The 15,798-nt window shown below is 54.2% G+C and carries 13 protein-coding genes; 3 read left to right on the top strand and 10 right to left on the bottom strand.

Annotated elements, in window-relative coordinates; all coding sequences use genetic code 11:
* Window positions 1-103: 103 nt before the first annotated feature.
* The 6 genes from QQ91_RS01905 to psb35 form a co-directional block, all read right to left on the bottom strand.
* Window positions 104-2,857 carry a cation-transporting P-type ATPase gene (locus QQ91_RS01905; protein ID WP_166279298.1) on the bottom strand — a complete coding sequence of 918 codons (2,754 nt, stop codon included), beginning with the start codon at window positions 2,855-2,857 and terminating at the stop codon, window positions 104-106.
* Window positions 2,858-2,866: 9 nt separating this feature from the next.
* Window positions 2,867-4,006: a DUF3747 domain-containing protein gene (locus QQ91_RS01900; protein WP_166279295.1), complete on the bottom strand. Its 1,140-nt coding sequence runs from the start codon at window positions 4,004-4,006 to the stop codon at window positions 2,867-2,869.
* 294 nt (window positions 4,007-4,300) lie between these two features.
* Window positions 4,301-5,557 (bottom strand): eCIS core domain-containing protein, encoded by a 1,257-nt coding sequence (locus QQ91_RS01895; protein ID WP_166279292.1) that lies wholly within the window; start codon window positions 5,555-5,557, stop codon window positions 4,301-4,303.
* Between the two features lie 196 nt (window positions 5,558-5,753).
* Window positions 5,754-6,944, bottom strand: a complete 1,191-nt coding sequence (locus QQ91_RS01890) for a hybrid sensor histidine kinase/response regulator (RefSeq protein ID WP_166279289.1) — start codon at window positions 6,942-6,944, stop codon at window positions 5,754-5,756.
* A 144-nt stretch (window positions 6,945-7,088) separates the two neighbouring features.
* Window positions 7,089-8,570, bottom strand: a complete 1,482-nt coding sequence (locus QQ91_RS01885; RefSeq protein WP_166279286.1) for an alpha-amylase — start codon at window positions 8,568-8,570, stop codon at window positions 7,089-7,091.
* Between the two features lie 148 nt (window positions 8,571-8,718).
* The gene (psb35, locus tag QQ91_RS01880) at window positions 8,719-8,901 is read right to left on the bottom strand and encodes a photosystem II assembly protein Psb35 (protein ID WP_166279283.1); all 183 of its coding nucleotides are present in this window, start codon (window positions 8,899-8,901) and stop codon (window positions 8,719-8,721) included.
* 240 nt (window positions 8,902-9,141) lie between these two features.
* On the opposite strand from psb35, the gene QQ91_RS01875 reads away from it, so the two are divergent.
* Entirely contained in the window at window positions 9,142-10,239 is a 1,098-nt protein-coding gene (locus QQ91_RS01875; protein WP_250833232.1) for a DUF389 domain-containing protein, read from the top strand.
* A gap of 179 nt (window positions 10,240-10,418) precedes the next feature.
* Window positions 10,419-10,601, top strand: coding sequence for a CsbD family protein (locus QQ91_RS01870; protein WP_166279277.1), 183 nt, complete (start codon window positions 10,419-10,421; stop codon window positions 10,599-10,601).
* A gap of 248 nt (window positions 10,602-10,849) precedes the next feature.
* Here the strand turns inward: QQ91_RS01870 and QQ91_RS01865 are convergent, their stop codons facing one another.
* The 4 genes from QQ91_RS01865 to QQ91_RS01850 form a co-directional block, all read right to left on the bottom strand.
* A complete protein-coding gene (locus tag QQ91_RS01865; RefSeq protein WP_166279274.1) occupies window positions 10,850-12,109 on the bottom strand; it encodes an ATP-binding response regulator in 1,260 nt (419 codons plus the stop codon).
* 98 nt (window positions 12,110-12,207) lie between these two features.
* Entirely contained in the window at window positions 12,208-12,639 is a 432-nt protein-coding gene (locus QQ91_RS01860) for a response regulator (RefSeq protein WP_166279271.1), read from the bottom strand.
* A 97-nt stretch (window positions 12,640-12,736) separates the two neighbouring features.
* Window positions 12,737-14,428 (bottom strand): sensor histidine kinase, encoded by a 1,692-nt coding sequence (locus tag QQ91_RS01855; protein WP_250833231.1) that lies wholly within the window; start codon window positions 14,426-14,428, stop codon window positions 12,737-12,739.
* Between the two features lie 238 nt (window positions 14,429-14,666).
* The gene (locus tag QQ91_RS01850; protein ID WP_166279265.1) at window positions 14,667-15,179 is read right to left on the bottom strand and encodes a tetratricopeptide repeat protein; all 513 of its coding nucleotides are present in this window, start codon (window positions 15,177-15,179) and stop codon (window positions 14,667-14,669) included.
* Between the two features lie 342 nt (window positions 15,180-15,521).
* On the opposite strand from QQ91_RS01850, the gene QQ91_RS01845 reads away from it, so the two are divergent.
* A complete protein-coding gene (locus QQ91_RS01845) occupies window positions 15,522-15,782 on the top strand; it encodes a hypothetical protein (protein ID WP_166279262.1) in 261 nt (86 codons plus the stop codon).
* Window positions 15,783-15,798 lie beyond the last annotated feature (16 nt).

The raw sequence follows: 15,798 nt of genomic DNA, 5'->3' as shown, positions 1-15,798 counted from the left end.
GGATTGCCCCAGAGATTGCCTGCCTTTCCGCCAATTTCCCAGGCGGAGAATCCCGGTTAGACCCCCACCAGGAACGAACAATATCTCTATTAAATCCTCTGTTCTAGCCCCCAGGGCTGAGTCGGACCTTTGCAGAATTAGCCTGGGGAGGATCAAGGCGGTTCACCCACAGACTCAGGGGAATCATCGGGAGCATGGGCGCCAGGCAAATCAGCCCTTGCGGTCCGGTCAGGGGCGCAGTGGCAAACAGGGTATTCATCACGCTCCACTGACTGAATAAAACCTGCAGGACAATCGCCGTGGCCAGTCCCAAAAGCAACATTGATCCATCGGCCACCCCCTGAACTCGACCCCGCCAGAATTGACCCAGATTTTTCCCCAGCTGGCTAATGCTGATCAAATATACAATTCGGGCAGCCACGAGGGCTTGAATCGCCATGGTTCGAGCCACCGCAACCTCCCCCGTGGTGGTGCGCGCCCATTCAAAGAGGCCAAAAATGAGAATCCAATTGAATACCGAAACCACTAAAATGCGGCGGAACAGCCTTGGTGTGAGTAAGGGCTCACTGGGATCGCGCGGGGGCTGCCGCATTAACCCCGGCGACTTGGGTTCAAAGGCAAGGGGCACCGTCATGGTGATTGAATTAATCATATTCAACCAAAGCACCTGCAAGGAAAGAATGGGCAAATCCCTCGCCAGCAGAGCGCTGAGCAGGATGGTCATCGATTCTCCCCCATTAACGGGCAGTAAAAAGGCGATCGCCTTTCGCAAATTCTGATAAACTGTGCGGCCCTCCTCCACTGCTGCTTCGATGGAGGCAAAATTATCGTCGGTCAGCAACATGGCCGCCGACTCGCGGGCGACTTCTGTTCCGCCCTTGCCCATGGCAATCCCAATATCTGCTTGCTTCAGAGCCGGGGCATCGTTCACTCCATCTCCAGTCATGGCCACGATGTTGCCGCTCGACTGAAGCGCTTTGACCAGCTGCAGCTTTTGGGTGGGGGCCACTCGGGCAAAGACAGATCCCTCGACGGCCGCATCGTGCAGATCAAGGTCGCTCATCTGAGCCAACTGCTGCCCCGTAAAGGCAACTACGCCTGCATCGGTTTGAATTCCCATCCGCTGCGCGATAGCCTGGGCGGTGCCGATGTGATCGCCCGTAATCATCTTGACCTGAATTCCCGCCGATTGGCAGGCGTGAACCGCTGCGATCGCCTCGGGCCGGGGCGGATCAATCATGCCCTGCAAGCCCAAAAACACCAGATCGGTGGCAATATCCTCATGGTCAATGGCGTGCTGATGGGGGGCTGCTGCTTTTTGCGCAAAGGCCAGCACCCTTAGCCCCTGCGCGGTCATGGCATCCACTTCCCGTTGAATCGAGGTCGCATCCAGTCCCCTAGCTTGGCCCTGGGCATCAAGCATTTGGGTACACCGACGCAGCAGGGCCTCCACCGATCCCTTCACATAGATCAGCCGCGGCTGATCATCGTGCAGCGTTGCCATGTACTGATACTCAGACTCAAAGGGAATGGCATCCATGCGCGGGGTTGCATTCGCAAGCCCTGCCTGGCTCAGCCCGACCTTTTCTGCTACGGTAATCAAGGCTCCCTCCGTGGGGTCGCCCACCACCGACCAATCGGCCCCGGTTTGTTTGAGCTGGGCGTCGTTGCAGAGAATACCGGCCCTGAGGCATTGGGCCAGGGCTAGGGGCAAATCCACCGCATCGAGGGGTATCTCATTGCCGTTGTCTATCCGGGTCATCTCCCCCTTGGGACTGTAGCCCCCACCACTGACGCGATAGTGCTGCCCCCCGGCGTAGAGGGCCTGAACCGTCATCTGGTTTTCCGTCAAGGTTCCGGTTTTATCAGAACAAATCACCGTGGCACTGCCTAGGGCTTCCACAGCTGGAAGTTTGCGAATGATTGCATGTTGCTGGGCCATGCGGTTCACGCCAATGGCTAAGGTGATGGTCACCACAGCGGGCAACCCTTCTGGAATAGCACTGACGGCCAGGGCCACCGCCGCTTCAAACATGTCAATCCAGGATTCTCCCTGCCCTAACCCCACCACAAAGGTGAAGGCTGCCAGGACTAAAATGCCATAGAGCAGGGTTCGGCTGAACTTTTCAAACTTGCGGGTGAGCGGGGTACTCAGGCTAACGCGATTTTCCAGGGACCGGGAAATTTGCCCCATCTCCGTGGCATTGGCGGTGGCTACCACCATCCCCTGGCCCTGGCCAAAGGTGACAAAGCTGCCCGCATAGGCCATATTGTGCCGTTCTGCGAGGGGAGTCTGTTCTGCAATTGCCGGGAGAGACTTTTCCACGGGCAAGGATTCCCCCGTCAGCGCAGATTCATCCACCTGTAAGTTGCGCGTTCGCAGCAGACGTAAATCGGCGGGCACCTTATCGCCGGAGGTGAGCAGGACGATGTCTCCCGGTACCAAATCCCGCGAGGGAATGGGGAGGGGTTGCCCTTCCCGCAGAACCGTCGTTTCGGTAATGACGGCCTTGGCCAGGGAGGCGATCGCCCCTTCTGCCTTGGCCTCTTGCACATAGCCAATGATGGCGTTAATCAGCGCCACGCCCCAGATGACCCATGCATTGGTCCAGGATCCCAGGAAGGCCTTGACAACGCCCGCTAGGATCAAAATATACAGGAGTGGCTGATTGAATTGCAGCAAGAACCTGATCCAGGCCGGTTTTCCCGGCTGAAACTGCAATTCGTTCCAGCCATACTGCTCATAACGACGGGCTACTTCTTCGGACGTCAAGCCGCTTTCTTTACAACTGCCCAACTGCACGATGGCCTCTTGGACAGACAAGGCGTGATAGGAACGGGGCGGTGATTGCGTCATCGCTGTGACCTAATCTAATACATAGGGTTTGGGATCAATGGCCTCGCCTTTGTGGTGGATTTCATAGTGAAGATGAGGCCCGGTGGTGCGACCACTACTGCCTAGAGAGCCAATAATCTGCCCTCGTCTCACCGCTTGATTTTCCTGGACGGCTCGATTGGACAGATGGGCATAGAGGGTTCTAAAGCCGTTTCCGTGGTCAATCATAACGTGGTTTCCGTAGGCTCCGGCTTTTTTCGACTTCACGACCCTGCCTGCCCCGGTGCTGATGATGGGTGTTCCGTTGGGTCCTGATAAGTCCATGCCTTTGTGAAACACCGTACCGCTGCCAAAGGGATTGGGTCTTTTGCCAAAGAGAGAGGAGATGATGGTTTGGCCCCGCGTCGGATTTCCGTAGGGTATGTTTCCCCGGCGCAGCGGGGGCTGGTAGGCCAGATTGCTTGGGCGCAAGGACCCTTGATCTGGTCCGGGGGGGACAGCCGCCCCAAACTGTCTGGAGGTCTGGGAACTCACGCTTAATCTTCCCTCGGACAGATGCGGAGTATCGGAGATGACCCGGCTGGACGCTTGGAAATCCCTTGGCAGCGCACTAACGGTGCTCAAGGCGGGATTGGAGAGGTAGATATGTCCCAGGGTTTGATATCCAAAGGTGCGTTTAGTAAATTCCCAGCCAGAATTGAGAAAAATTTTAGCAAAGGAGTTTGTTTCGCCCCTGGTGCTCCCCAGGAGAAGTTCCGAGTAGCGGGGACTGTCCGGTACCCCCACCAGCAAAAGATTTCCCTCTTGTCTGCGAATTCGCAGGCGGTAGCTTAGGCCCAGTTCCTGACCGGCAATCCGAATCGAATAGCCGTTGGCATCCAAACTACGGCCACAGATGCCTGCAAAATTAAATTGCGTTAACAACGGCTCCACCAGGGTTGGGTTGACCCCCTGTTCGCGCCAGCAGGCCCGTTGATTAGAGACCTGCTCCAGAATGAGTAACTGATGGGATGATCCATCTCCAATGGGGGCCGCAACGGCAATAAACCGAGTCTGATCCACCGCCTTTTCTCCAAAGGGGCTAGCCGAGGTGGATGGAATGGCGGGTGATACAGGGAGGCTGCTTAATGCCAGGGTGATGCCTAATAAAAGGCGCTTAGGTCGAGACATAGAGATCCATGGGGCTAGGCAGCAAGGGGAACAGCGACCAAGGGTACAACCGAAAGGGTCAGGACCCTAAGGGTGGCAACTACTGGTTGAACAACTCTAAATTGAATCACTTTGAGTTGAATCACTTTGAGTTGAATCACTTTGAGTTGAATCACTTTGAGTTGAATTACTCTAAACTGAACGATCCTAAGTTGAATCACTCTTAGGTTGGACAGCTACGGTCAACCCCGGTCAACGGGCCATGAGAAAACCCAATTATCATACAATCCCTTGTCAAGGGGGCCTAACTCTGTCTCAGGGAGCCCAGGGACTAGGGACATCAATGCGTCGACCGCGATGCAGATAGTAATAGCCAAAGTCATCGTGCCAGAATTCCACAATGACGCTACCTGGGGGAATGGGGTCAAACCCCGTCAAAGGCCAGTAGCGCAGGGGGTCCTGCTCAATATCTGGGACCACTCTGTAGGCCCCGGTGGGAATGCCGTTCCCGATGCGCGGTGCCCCTCGGGCCGCACCCGGTACCCGTTGTAAATCAGGATTGAGATAGATCCAGTCCGCGTCAAAGGCTTGGCCCTCCTGTCCCTGGGCAATCTGGTAGCGCCCGTAGGCCCCCTGCAGATCGGCCCACTCGGCTGTCCTTCCCCCATAGACGATGCTGCCAGATCTGCGCTGAATTTCCGAGGAATAAACCCGGCTCGATGCGGGGGTAGACTCTGATGCGGGGGAGGGGATTGGCGGCGCAAATTCAGGCGGAATTGGGGCAGTGCGATATTGCCTTGCCAGAACCATGAGCGATCGCACAATGCGGCGCAGCCGAGCATCGCGATCGTGGTAGCTGACAAAAATGGCCCCAGGAGATCCGGGATAGATCGACACTCCCTGGACGCCGTTTTCTACCGTGACGACCTCGGCGTTGGCCACCAGACTGCCAGTGCGCAGCAGGCTCAGAATATTTTGCATTGCGTGGTCAATGGCTTGAATCAGGCGCTCTCGCCGAGCGTGCGCTGTGGGCGTTTCGCCCTCAAAGGGCGATCGCAGCAGCAGTCCGGCAGGCGCGGGTCGGATCGAGACCGATGCCCCCTGGGCCAGGGCGTCAGCATTGCGCTCCAGGGCTTCGCTGGATTGGCTTAGGGAGATTCCCTGCCGTGGAGATTGTTCAGGCTGATCGCGGGTTTGCAGAGTGTGGGCCAGCTCGTGGGCCAGGAGGCGATCGCCCTCAACTGTGCCGGGGCGAAACTGGCCGGGGTGAAAGTAAATCCTCTGGCCTTGGGTCACGGCTTTGGCCTGGAGCGGTTCGGTCACCTCCGGGTGATTGGGAAACAGGCGCACCTGAGAAAAGTCAGCCCCCAGAGATCGGCCAAATCGGGCCTGCAGTCCCGGCCATAGCCCCAGGGAAGCCCTCGAACCGTTAAGGCTTCCTTCCCAGTCCCAGAAGCTCCCCTTCGGGAGAGGAACCGATGATCTGGGTGGAACTGGAGCCTGTCCCCGCCTGGCGCGGCGATCCGGAGACTGAGGAGAGGCTACCTTCTGTTTTAATGCTAACCGGCCCATGCTCATCCCTCCCGCTGACTTGGTTCGCAGCCTTAGGTCTCTTGCCGATGTCGATCTGGTTGCGACTAGGTGGCCATGGTTTAGCCATGACTTGACCATGACTTGACCATGACTTAGCTATGACTTGGCCATGACTTGGCCACTACTTGCTATTCTACTGCCCACCTGAGGCGGGTTTGTGCCCTGTACCGTTACGCTAGCGCGCTTCGGAACAGGTGGAAAGGTTTTGTAGGGAGGAGGAGGTCAAGGAGGGGAGGTACACCTGGAAGGTGGTCCCCTCACCCAGGCGAGAAGTGACGTCAATGCTGCCCTGATGCAGTTGTACAATCCGTTGGGAAAGATGGAGCCCTAGGCCACTCCCGGAATTGACATGGGCACCGGGGCGAAACCAATCAAAGATGGTTTCTAGTTCCCTTGGGGGAATGCCAACGCCGGTGTCCGTGACAGACACCACCACATATTCCTCGGCCTTGGCCTCGGGACGAAGGTCAGGATCAATCTGCCCTGCCCGCTGGCGATCCACCCGCAGGTGAATTGATCCAGCATTGGTAAACTTAATCGCGTTGCCCACCAGGTTTGTGAACACGCGGTTTAATTCAATGCGATCGCCCATTAGCTCAAATCCCTGGGAGTTTTCTGCCAGTAACTCTTGGTTGCAAGATAGCTCCAGATTAATCTGTTTATCTTCTGCTAAGGGGGTGAGCTGTTGCGTGACGTCCTTTAGCACCTCACGCACATCCAGGCGAACCCGAGTTAACTTTTTCCGATTGGCTTCATGGCGGTAAACTTCCAGCAGCGTATTGACCATGTGTAACAGCTGCTGATTGTTATCAACCACCCCCTGAATATGGGGACGAATCTCCTCTACCGTGTTTCCGTAGGTTCCCCGACTGCAAAATTCTAGGACGCGGTTGGCTGCAATGAGCGGTGTTCTAAGATCATGGGTCAGTCGGGCAACAAAGTCATCCCGCTGGCGCAAAACCTTTTCTTGCTGATCGATGCTGTGCTTAAGCCTGAGTAAGGAGCGAATGCGAGCCATGAACTCTTCCACCTTAAAGGGCTTACGAATAAAGTCATCGGCACCTGCATCTAGGCCCACAGCCACATCCGCCTGGCGATGGGCGGTTAAAAGCAAAATTGGAATAAACCCCAAGTTCGTCCACTCCCGGATTTGCCGGGTCACTTCATAGCCATCCATGTCTGGCATCATCACATCCAGCAAAATCAAGTCTGGGGGACAAGCCAGAATGGATTCCAGAGCAGCAGGGCCGCTATCGACGCAGTGCAGTTGGTACTCTTCTAGATCTTCTAGAAGAGTTTCAATGAGCAGCAGATTATCGGACGAGTCATCTACAGCTAGAATGCGGCTCGGGGTAGGTTGTATCATCAGCCAAGCGTATTTCCATCTCCTTAAGGGTGAACTTAATAAATTGATCGGTCATGGATCTGCAATAGATTTTTGACTGCAGGATCGATCCAGATCCAATCCCTACCCCCCCCTCTTCAAGGGCGCTTTGCCCAAATCTATCCCTTATCCCTCCTTCGGTAGCCACACGGACACCGAACCTGGCGGACAGTGGAATTGAGCCCAGCCTTCGTCGTTTGTGGTGACAATTTGGTCAATGTGCTCGGTAACGTCATAATAGCTCTGATTGGGGACGCCGACCTCCATCCACTTTTGACCGGCATCACCATTGCTTAACAGCACAGCCATGCCTCCAGGATGATCCGAATCGCCCAAACGGGTCCACCCCACCGTGTTTGCATGATCGAAATAATCATACTGGTCGCCGTAGGCATGACTATGGCGGGCGGCCAGGAATTGGTCAATCAGCCATTGGTGGGAATCCAGCCAGATTTCATACTCTTGACCATCGTTCCCGTGATCCTCGTAGTGGGCGCCGTAGTAATCCGCATAGAAAATGCAGGGATAGCCTTCTGAGCGCAGTAAAATCAGCGCGTAGGCCAGGGGCTTGAACCAGCTTTCAACGACAGATTCCAAGGCCTGAAGCGGTTGGGAATCGTGATTGTCCACTAGGGTTACCGCCAGGGCAGGTTGGTGCTGAACCAGGGTGTTATCAAAAATTTGGCGCATGTCGTAGGCATTTCCCGCCTTGCTGGCTTCACAGAAGTTGTAGTGCAGGGGGGCATCAAAGAGCATGACATCGCCATTCACCAGTTTAATAAAGTGGTGCAGCGCCTCAATCTCGTAAGACCAATATTCCCCAACGGCAAATAGATTTCGCTTGGCAGTGCTACGGCAATGATTCAGCCACTCCGGAAAAAAGCCGGCCTTCACATGCTTGACGGCATCAAAACGAAACCCATCGATCCCGGTGGTTTCCACATACCATGCTCCCCACCGCTTTAGTTCTTCCCGGACCTCAGGATTTTCCATATCCAGGTCGCAGCCCATCAAGTAGTCGTAAGCCCCTTTTTCTAGGTCCACCTGCTCGTCGAACTGCTTATCTTTAAACAAAAAAACGGCATCCAGTTCGTCATCGTAGGCGCTATAGTCCACGGCATCAAAGTGCCACCAGTGCCACTCCATATCGGAATAGGCCTTATTTCTGCCTGGAAAGGTGAAGTGGGTCCAGGTTTTGACCTTGCGCATTTCGCCCAAGGGTTCATGGCGGTTGTGGGGATTCATGGGGGTGGCCTCGGCTTCCTCGGCGTGATCGGCCCCCATGCGATGATTCAGCACCACATCGGCATAGACTTGAATGCCTGCCTCGTGAGCAGCGGCGATCGCTGCCAGGTACTCCTCCTTGGTCCCGTACTTGGTCCGCACCGACCCCTTCTGGTCAAATTCGCCCAGGTCATACATGTCGTAGACTCCATAGCCGACATCATACCCGCCTGCTATGCCCTTATAGGCCGGGGGAAGCCAGAGCGCGGTAATTCCTTTTTGAGCAAGCTCCGCTGCTTTGCTCGCTATCTCGTTCCACAGGCCGCCATCGGCAGGCGTATACCAGTGGAAAAACTGCATCATGACACCGTTTTCGAGGGACATTCTAACTCACCTGATTAAATAAAAAATGCAAGCATGCCCCTCCTTGAAATAAAATCGGCTATCTATCAGCAGGCTGGAGAGCGCTGTAGACAACCGAGTGGGTTAATTAAGGAGAGAAAAGCTAATTGCTGACGACAGTGGAAAATGCCTATTTGTCAATCTTGGGCACAAAGTCGGGACGCTCCTTATCCTTCCAACCCACAGGCCGCTTTGAGTTGTACCAGGCAATGGAGCCGAGAGTGACCGCTGCAATAAAGCCGACTACCAAGGTTGCAACTGCCGCATAGGGAAAATGAGAAGCAGCAGAGACATCTAATAGCACGATATCCATAGTTTCTAAGGTCATTCGTCAAGTTCAATGAAATTATTCTAGAGACTCCTTCCTTCTCAAGAATCCAGCTTTGGGCGCATTGAAGCTGGGCTACCGTCTCTAGCTAAAGGTAGAGGAGTAACGGTTCTCTGGCGGCTGCGGTCCATAGCACGGGATCGCAACCGCCAGAGTACGCTGCCCCGAAGAAACTGGCCAAAGGAAGCCTGGGGGCTTATTTCAAGCACAGTGGAGGGATCAGATATGATGGGTTTCTCTCCCTTGCGGAACGCAACCGTCATGAAGGTCCCCAACAACAACAATCCTAAATTTTCCCTGCTGAGAAAGCTGGTAGCGTTGCGCCAGAGCCTTTTAAAGTTCTGGAACTTCAACAGTGGTGATTGGGAATGGCTGTCGGATAAGCCGATGCCGGTCAAGGGGCTCAATCGCAAGCTGTGGCGGGCCTCTGTTCCGACCCTGAGTTTTTACACCCTGCTGAGTCTCTCGGCCATTATTTCCACCTTTGGCCTGTTGGCCAACAGCGCCGCCACCATTATTGGAGCCATGATCGTGGCGCCCCTGATGGGACCGATCATTGGTATGGCCTACTCGCTGGTGATGGGGAATCGTCGGCTGCTGAAGCGATCGGCCTTGACGACGGTGGTTGGTGTCATTCTGTGCATTGCCTTTTCCTGGGTGATTGCCTTTCCCTTGGGGCTACAAAACTTTGGATCCGAGGTGCTGGGCCGAATTCGCCCCACCCTGCTAGATCTGGGCGTTGCCTTGGCGGCGGGGGCCGTGGGGGCCTTTGCCCAGTCTCGTCGTCATGTGGCCGATGCGTTACCAGGGGTGGCGATCGCGGTGGCCTTGGTTCCCCCCTTGAGCGTCATCGGCATTGGTCTGTCGGTCGCTGACTACCGTATTGCCGGTGGGGCAATGCTGCTGTTTGTGACCAATTTAATCAGTATTGTCTTCAGCGGATCACTGGTGTTTCTGGTGCAGAAATATGGATCGGTGGAACGGGCCAAAACGGGTCTGCTGGCGGGCACTCTTTCAATTGTGATCCTGGCGATTCCCCTGGGGTTAACCCTGCGCACCATCCTAATTCGTGAGTCGGTGCGGCAGGAAGTGATTACCCTCCTCAAGCGGAGAACCCTAACCTTCAGTGATCTTCGCATTGAATCGGTGCAAACCCAACCCCTCCGAGGAGGCGTGATGCAGATTGAGCTGGAGGTAACCGCCAAGCCAGGAACCATCACCACAACTCAGGTTCAAAAGGTTCGCGATTTTCTGTCCAGAGAGTTTGAACGTCCGATTCAGCTGAAGCTGAAGGTGGTTCCGGCTGAAATTTTTGAAGAATAAAGCCAGATCCCTGGGGACGTGGAGCCAGCCTAGAACCGGGCTCCGTGTGTTTTGAGCGAGTCTGCCCAAAGGGAGAGTGGCAATGTGACCTAAGGATAGACTTCTTTTCCCAGAAAGCGTCCTAGATTGAAAACACGTTAGCAAACGAATCAACCCACTGTTTAATTTCGGAGGAAATTATGAGTATTGAAGATCGCGTCAAAGCCACGGCCAAGAATATTGAAGGAAAAGCTCAAGAGTTTGTCGGTAAGGTTTCTGGCGATCCTAAGGACCGTGCCGAAGGCAAAGCGAAGCAGGCCGAGGCAGAAGCCCGCCACACCGCGGAAGATGTGAAGGACGAAGTTAAGAAAGCCATTGACTAAGCCGTCCTGAAGGAAATCCATTTGCCATTGGCAGAGGGATCTCCAGGATCGGGATCTCTCGCGCGTTGGGCGAGGGACATCCTTGTCAAGTTCTTGCCGAGGGGAGCGAGCTAGGGCTCCCCTCGGCTTTTTCTTGATCCTGGGCTTTTGTGGATTGGAGAAGATGTTCGAGGCAATCTAGATCCGGATGCTTGTCTTTTTCCCAGGCTCAGGGAAGACCGGAACCGGCTTTTCTAACTATCTATACTTCAGGGGATTAAGGTTTCCTGGGACTGGGTGAAATTGAGCTCGTAGTTTATCGTGTCCTCGGAAACGATGCGGGGCAGCAGCACCGTAAAGGTCGCTCCCTGTCCCAGTTGACTTTCCACGCTAATCTCCCCCTGCATCATCTGTACCAGAGACTTAGAGATGGCCAGCCCCAGTCCCGTTCCAGGATATTTTCGCGAGACGGTTTGATTCACCTGACGAAAGGCATCAAAGATATCTTCAAACTGCGTGGGGTCAATGCCAATCCCAGTATCTTGAACCGAAATTGCCACTCGACCATCGCTCTGCTCGTACAGATTCAGCGTCACGCTGCCTTTCTCAGTAAACTTAATGGCGTTGGAAAGCAAATTGACGATCACCTGTCGCAGCCGATTGTCATCGCTGACTAGCTTGCGATCGCTTAACTGGATGTGGGTAGATAGAGTCAGACCCTTTTGATCTGCCAGCGATCGCAGTTCCTCAAGGGTTGCAATGGCCAGTTTGGCAACGTTAAATTCTGAAAACTCCAGCTTGAGCTGCCCAGACTCCACCTTGGAAAAATCCAGCAGATCGTTCAGCATCTCCAGTAGATGGCTGCTGTTGTCTAAAATTCGCTCCACCATCTTGCGTTGTTGCGGCTGAAGATCCCCCTTCATCCCCTGCAGTAAAATTTGCGAAAACCCCATGATGGCGTGCATGGGGGTCCGCAACTCGTGGGACATGGAGGCCAGGAACTGGGACTTCAGGTTTGAGGCTTGAATGAGCTGCAGGTTTTGAAGATGAATCTTTTGCTTTTGGGCCTCAAGCTGCCGGTTCTGAGCCTGCAGCAGCAGATTACTATTGCGCAGCTGTAGATTTGCCTCCTCCGTTCTCTGCTCAGCTCGATAGATCCGCATCGCGCCCTGAATGGATTTGGTCAGCAGCTCTGGTGACAAATTGGCTTTGGATAAATAGTCCGAAGCACCGCTCTTCATTAAGTCAACCGCAATCTTCTCATCGCCCTGACCCGTGAGCACAATCACAGGGGTCTGGTGACGAATCATGCGCAGGTGCTGCAAAATATCTAGGGCATTTCCGTCCGGGAGTCGGTAGTCCAGCAGAATGCAGGAAAACTCTGCCGACGCCAAGATTGCCTTGGCTTCTTGACAGTGCTCGGCCTCGGTGAACGCTACATTTAAATGGCTCGTTCGCAACGCTCTTTGGATCGCAATTCGATCCACTTGATCGTCATCAATAATCAGAACTTTTAAAAGATTAGGCATGATCGGCAGCGGGGTTGGAGTCGAACAGGGGAAAACAGGGGCAAAATAACCAGGAATTGACCCAGCCGCCGGCGGTAAAGCTCCATAACTCTACGAAGTTAAGTAATTTCACACAGCGTCCAATAGTGGTTCAGCGTGCCCACCACATCCACAAACTTAGAAAAGGTTACGGGTTTGAGAATATAGCCCGCCACATTTAGACGATAGGCATCGACGCGATCGCGTTCTTGATCCGACGTGGTCAGGACAATCACCACAATTGATTTCAGCTTTGGGTCGGCCCGCAGCTCTTGGAGAAACTCAATCCCATTCATCTTGGGCATGTTTAAATCCAACAGCACAATCCGCCGACATTCTTCTTCCCTCGGAAAGTCTCCCACCTTGCCCCGCAGCATCTCCAACGCTTCAATTCCGTTTCCAGCCACGTAGAGGGGATTGGAGATCTTATTTTTCTTGAAGGCCCGCTGGACATTCATTACATCAATTTCATCGTCTTCCACCAGAAGAATATGAGTCGTTCGATCAGTCATCGGCTCCAGAGGTTAAATATCCTGCACAGAATAACCCCATTGTAATTTTACTGCTCTTTGGCTCAGGTATTCCGCTGGCAATATTTACCGCGCTCGTTCATCTACCTTTGGGAAGATCCTCTTCCCTGGGGGAGGCCTTGGGCCAGAGAAACCGCACCGTGGTGCCGGCGCCCGGTGTGGACTCAATGGCAACTTCGCCGCCTACGGTGGTTAAAATTTTGGAGACAATGGCTAGGCCGATGCCGGTGCTCTCCATCTCGTCCCGTGATTGCAGCGTTTGCAAAACCTGGAACACCTTGTCATGAAAGGCCGGATCAATCCCCGGTCCGTCATCGATCACCAAAAATTCCCAGCTCTGGGGCAGTTCCTGACAGCGAATGGTGATGTTTCCAGACTCCTGGTGGTGAAACTTAATGGCGTTATCAATGAGGTGAGTGAACACCTGCTCCAGGTAGGGGGCGTGGGCCAAAAGGGTGGGCATGGGCAAGTGAACCACGATGGAATAATCCGCTGGGTAGTTTTGCTGGCGAATAATTTGGGTGAGCAATTTGCCCACCTCTACGGGCTCCCGTCGCTGTTTGATGCGCCCAATCTGAGCATAGCTGGCCAAGCCATTAATCAGTGCTCCCATGCGTTCCACCCGGCTCCGCAGCAGGTGAAACTGCTGGCGGTTGGTTTCTGGTAATATTTCGCTGAGATCTTCTTCAATCCATTCCGATAGGCTATTGATGGCCCTGAGCGGCGATCTCAGGTCGTGGGCGGCCACGTAGACAAACTGATCCAGCTCTTGGTTTCTCTCGATCAAAGCGGAGTTGGAGGTGGTCAGAGCCAGATTGAGCTGCTCCAAGTCACGGGCGTAGCCCTCCAGTCGTTTGTTGGCCAAATCTTGATCCGTGATGTCCCGAACAATAATCAGCTGCTGCTGATTGGGTTTAACCAGACTACAGGAGGCGGCTGCGGTAAAGGTTTCTCCTGATTTTCTCAGACCGTAGGTTTTTAAAACCCTACGATTTGCGGCTGGGCTGCCCCCTGGCTTGGGACGCTCCGGAGTGGCTTCTAAAAAGTCTTTGAGGGGACGACCTTCCACCTCATGGGCTTGATAGCCAAACATTTGCAAGGCCGATTCATTAAAGGTTTCCACCTCTCCTAATCCGTTCAAAATAATCACCCCATCCACCACTGAGGCGGCAATCGCCTGGGTGAGCTGCTGACTTTCACTCAGCTGTAGATCCTGTTCGGTGCGTTCAAAGTCCAGTACCCAGAACAGATAGACGGCCCCAAAGGAACTGGCCAGGCTCCCGATCAGCAGACTCCAGCCAATGATGTTAGAGGCTTGCGAAATTTGATCTAAGCGGGCCTGACGAATCTCTAGCAGCATCAGCTCCTCTCTCTGAAAGGTGGATACGGCATCCCGGAGCGCTGCCATGGCCGATTCCCCTTCTGCCAAAAGAGGCGCCAGTTCCGCAAACCGATCTGATTCTTGGATGGGAACTTGAAGTTCCTGGGCTAGGGTCTCCAGCAACTGGAGCCTGATCTCCGTTAGCTGCCGCACCTGCTGCCAACGCTGCTGTTGGGCAGGGTTACCCTGTACCTCCCGTGAAATTACCTTAGAAAAGGCCAAGACCTCTTGGCGAGTGCTTTGAATCTGGTCCAGGTTTGGGGACCGGCCAAGGATCGCCAGTTGCCTGACCCGCGACTCCAGGGTTGTGACGCTGAGAATTAAATCGTTCGATTTGAAAATAATGATTTCCGTATGATCTACCCACTCTTCGGCGGAACGAGCGCTCATGCGGGTACTCATCCAAGCCGAGAAGATGGCAATGGTACAGAGAATGGGCACCCCTAGGATCAATGTGCCACGCACTCTTGGCGAGAGCTGTCGCCAAAATCGGAACGAAGGACGAGGCGGCACAAAGGAGATCATGTGGAGTTCGCGAGGAGAAGGGGGGTGAACATTACCGATTCAGAATGGAGGGCATGGACTCGCGCTGGATGGACTTAATTCTGACAGAAAATCTGCTGATCCGTCAGGGAAGGATTGACGCTGTATCTAGCTGGCTGAGTTCTCCTTGTCGGGGGGTGGGTTGAAGCTGACGGGCCTGGGTGTCAATGAACCGTCGCATCTGGATCACATTACGGTAAGACTGCCGATCCTCTTGATCCAGATAGAGCGAGGCTGCCCGCTGTAAGTCCTGGCTAGCCTGGTTAAAATATCCAGACAGATAGTAAACCCAGCCTCGCTCTTCGAGCAGGAGGGCGCGCTGCTCAGGAAAAGCAAGATCTATGGCCTTATTGTAGGCGACCAGACTGTTGTGATAATCCTTGTCCCGCATGGCGTTGTGGGCCACCGTTTGCCAGGCTTGGGCCGTGTTTAGGGCCTTCGGTAGCGGTTCGCGGTCGTAGGTGGGCGTTGTGAAGACTTGAGGTGGGGGACTGGAGGCAACGATTGCTGGATTTGCGGCCACTGAAGAGGTGCCGATGAGCAAACTCCCGATTAATCCCAAGCCCAGTCCGAAGGATTGATGATTGAAAGATTGCATGGTGTTCCTTATCTCAACAGCTCTATCCTATCGATCATTGCCAATCGGCGAATCCCCGCAAGGATAGGGACTTGACTCTATCCAAAGATTGAACTGAAGAGCCCCAGATTCGGTTCAGGTTGGGTTCGGGCTCACGCCATTAGCTGGCCGATCCTCCTTCGGATCCGCAGTCTAGCGGGTGTGGGCCGGTTGGGGCCGGCCAAGGGGGCGAGGGGGCAAGTCTCCTGAATGGCCCGTGCGATCGCCCGGAGTTGTTAGCATAAAGTCTGCCCGAAATGGGGTAAATTTTTTTCGCAATATTCAGGGCAATTGAGTCAGTTTGTACCCCTTAGCGCCCTCAGGATGATCCCTCAATCCCCAGGGTCAAAATTTACCCTCTTCCTCTCCCCAGGAACAGCAGAAAACCTACTGGTGGATCGGGAGATGATCTATGGATGGGGCTGTCCCCCTGTCTTTTTTTCCTTCCAGGGAGCGAAGAGCGTGAGTGAAGAGAAGTCAGAGGCAAAGTCCGAGCTTAATTTTGGGGCCGGGGTGGAGGGCAAGGGAAAATCGCTAGAATGGAGCGGGAATGCACCGGACATTATTCTTTATTTAAGATTATAAATAATTGGATTAATAT

The sequence above is a fragment of the Lyngbya confervoides BDU141951 genome (assembly GCF_000817775.3).
Taxonomy (GTDB): domain Bacteria; phylum Cyanobacteriota; class Cyanobacteriia; order Thermosynechococcales; family Thermosynechococcaceae; genus Lyngbya; species Lyngbya confervoides.
The sequence above is the reverse complement of the archived record's forward strand: the minus strand, read 5'-3'. Positions and strand labels throughout refer to the sequence as shown.

What these genes read in the sequence shown, in the direction of transcription:
- QQ91_RS01905 (WP_166279298.1), bottom strand. Translation starts at nt 2,857, where the DNA reads ATGACGCAATCACCGCCCCGTTCCTATCACGCCTTGTCTGTCCAAGAG.
- QQ91_RS01900 (WP_166279295.1), bottom strand. Translation starts at nt 4,006, where the DNA reads ATGTCTCGACCTAAGCGCCTTTTATTAGGCATCACCCTGGCATTAAGC.
- QQ91_RS01895 (WP_166279292.1), bottom strand. Translation starts at nt 5,557, where the DNA reads ATGGGCCGGTTAGCATTAAAACAGAAGGTAGCCTCTCCTCAGTCTCCG.
- QQ91_RS01890 (WP_166279289.1), bottom strand. Translation starts at nt 6,944, where the DNA reads ATGATACAACCTACCCCGAGCCGCATTCTAGCTGTAGATGACTCGTCC.
- QQ91_RS01885 (WP_166279286.1), bottom strand. Translation starts at nt 8,570, where the DNA reads ATGTCCCTCGAAAACGGTGTCATGATGCAGTTTTTCCACTGGTATACG.
- psb35 (WP_166279283.1), bottom strand. Translation starts at nt 8,901, where the DNA reads ATGGATATCGTGCTATTAGATGTCTCTGCTGCTTCTCATTTTCCCTAT.
- QQ91_RS01875 (WP_250833232.1), top strand. Translation starts at nt 9,142, where the DNA reads ATGATGGGTTTCTCTCCCTTGCGGAACGCAACCGTCATGAAGGTCCCC.
- QQ91_RS01870 (WP_166279277.1), top strand. Translation starts at nt 10,419, where the DNA reads ATGAGTATTGAAGATCGCGTCAAAGCCACGGCCAAGAATATTGAAGGA.
- QQ91_RS01865 (WP_166279274.1), bottom strand. Translation starts at nt 12,109, where the DNA reads ATGCCTAATCTTTTAAAAGTTCTGATTATTGATGACGATCAAGTGGAT.
- QQ91_RS01860 (WP_166279271.1), bottom strand. Translation starts at nt 12,639, where the DNA reads ATGACTGATCGAACGACTCATATTCTTCTGGTGGAAGACGATGAAATT.
- QQ91_RS01855 (WP_250833231.1), bottom strand. Translation starts at nt 14,428, where the DNA reads ATGAGCGCTCGTTCCGCCGAAGAGTGGGTAGATCATACGGAAATCATT.
- QQ91_RS01850 (WP_166279265.1), bottom strand. Translation starts at nt 15,179, where the DNA reads ATGCAATCTTTCAATCATCAATCCTTCGGACTGGGCTTGGGATTAATC.
- QQ91_RS01845 (WP_166279262.1), top strand. Translation starts at nt 15,522, where the DNA reads ATGATCCCTCAATCCCCAGGGTCAAAATTTACCCTCTTCCTCTCCCCA.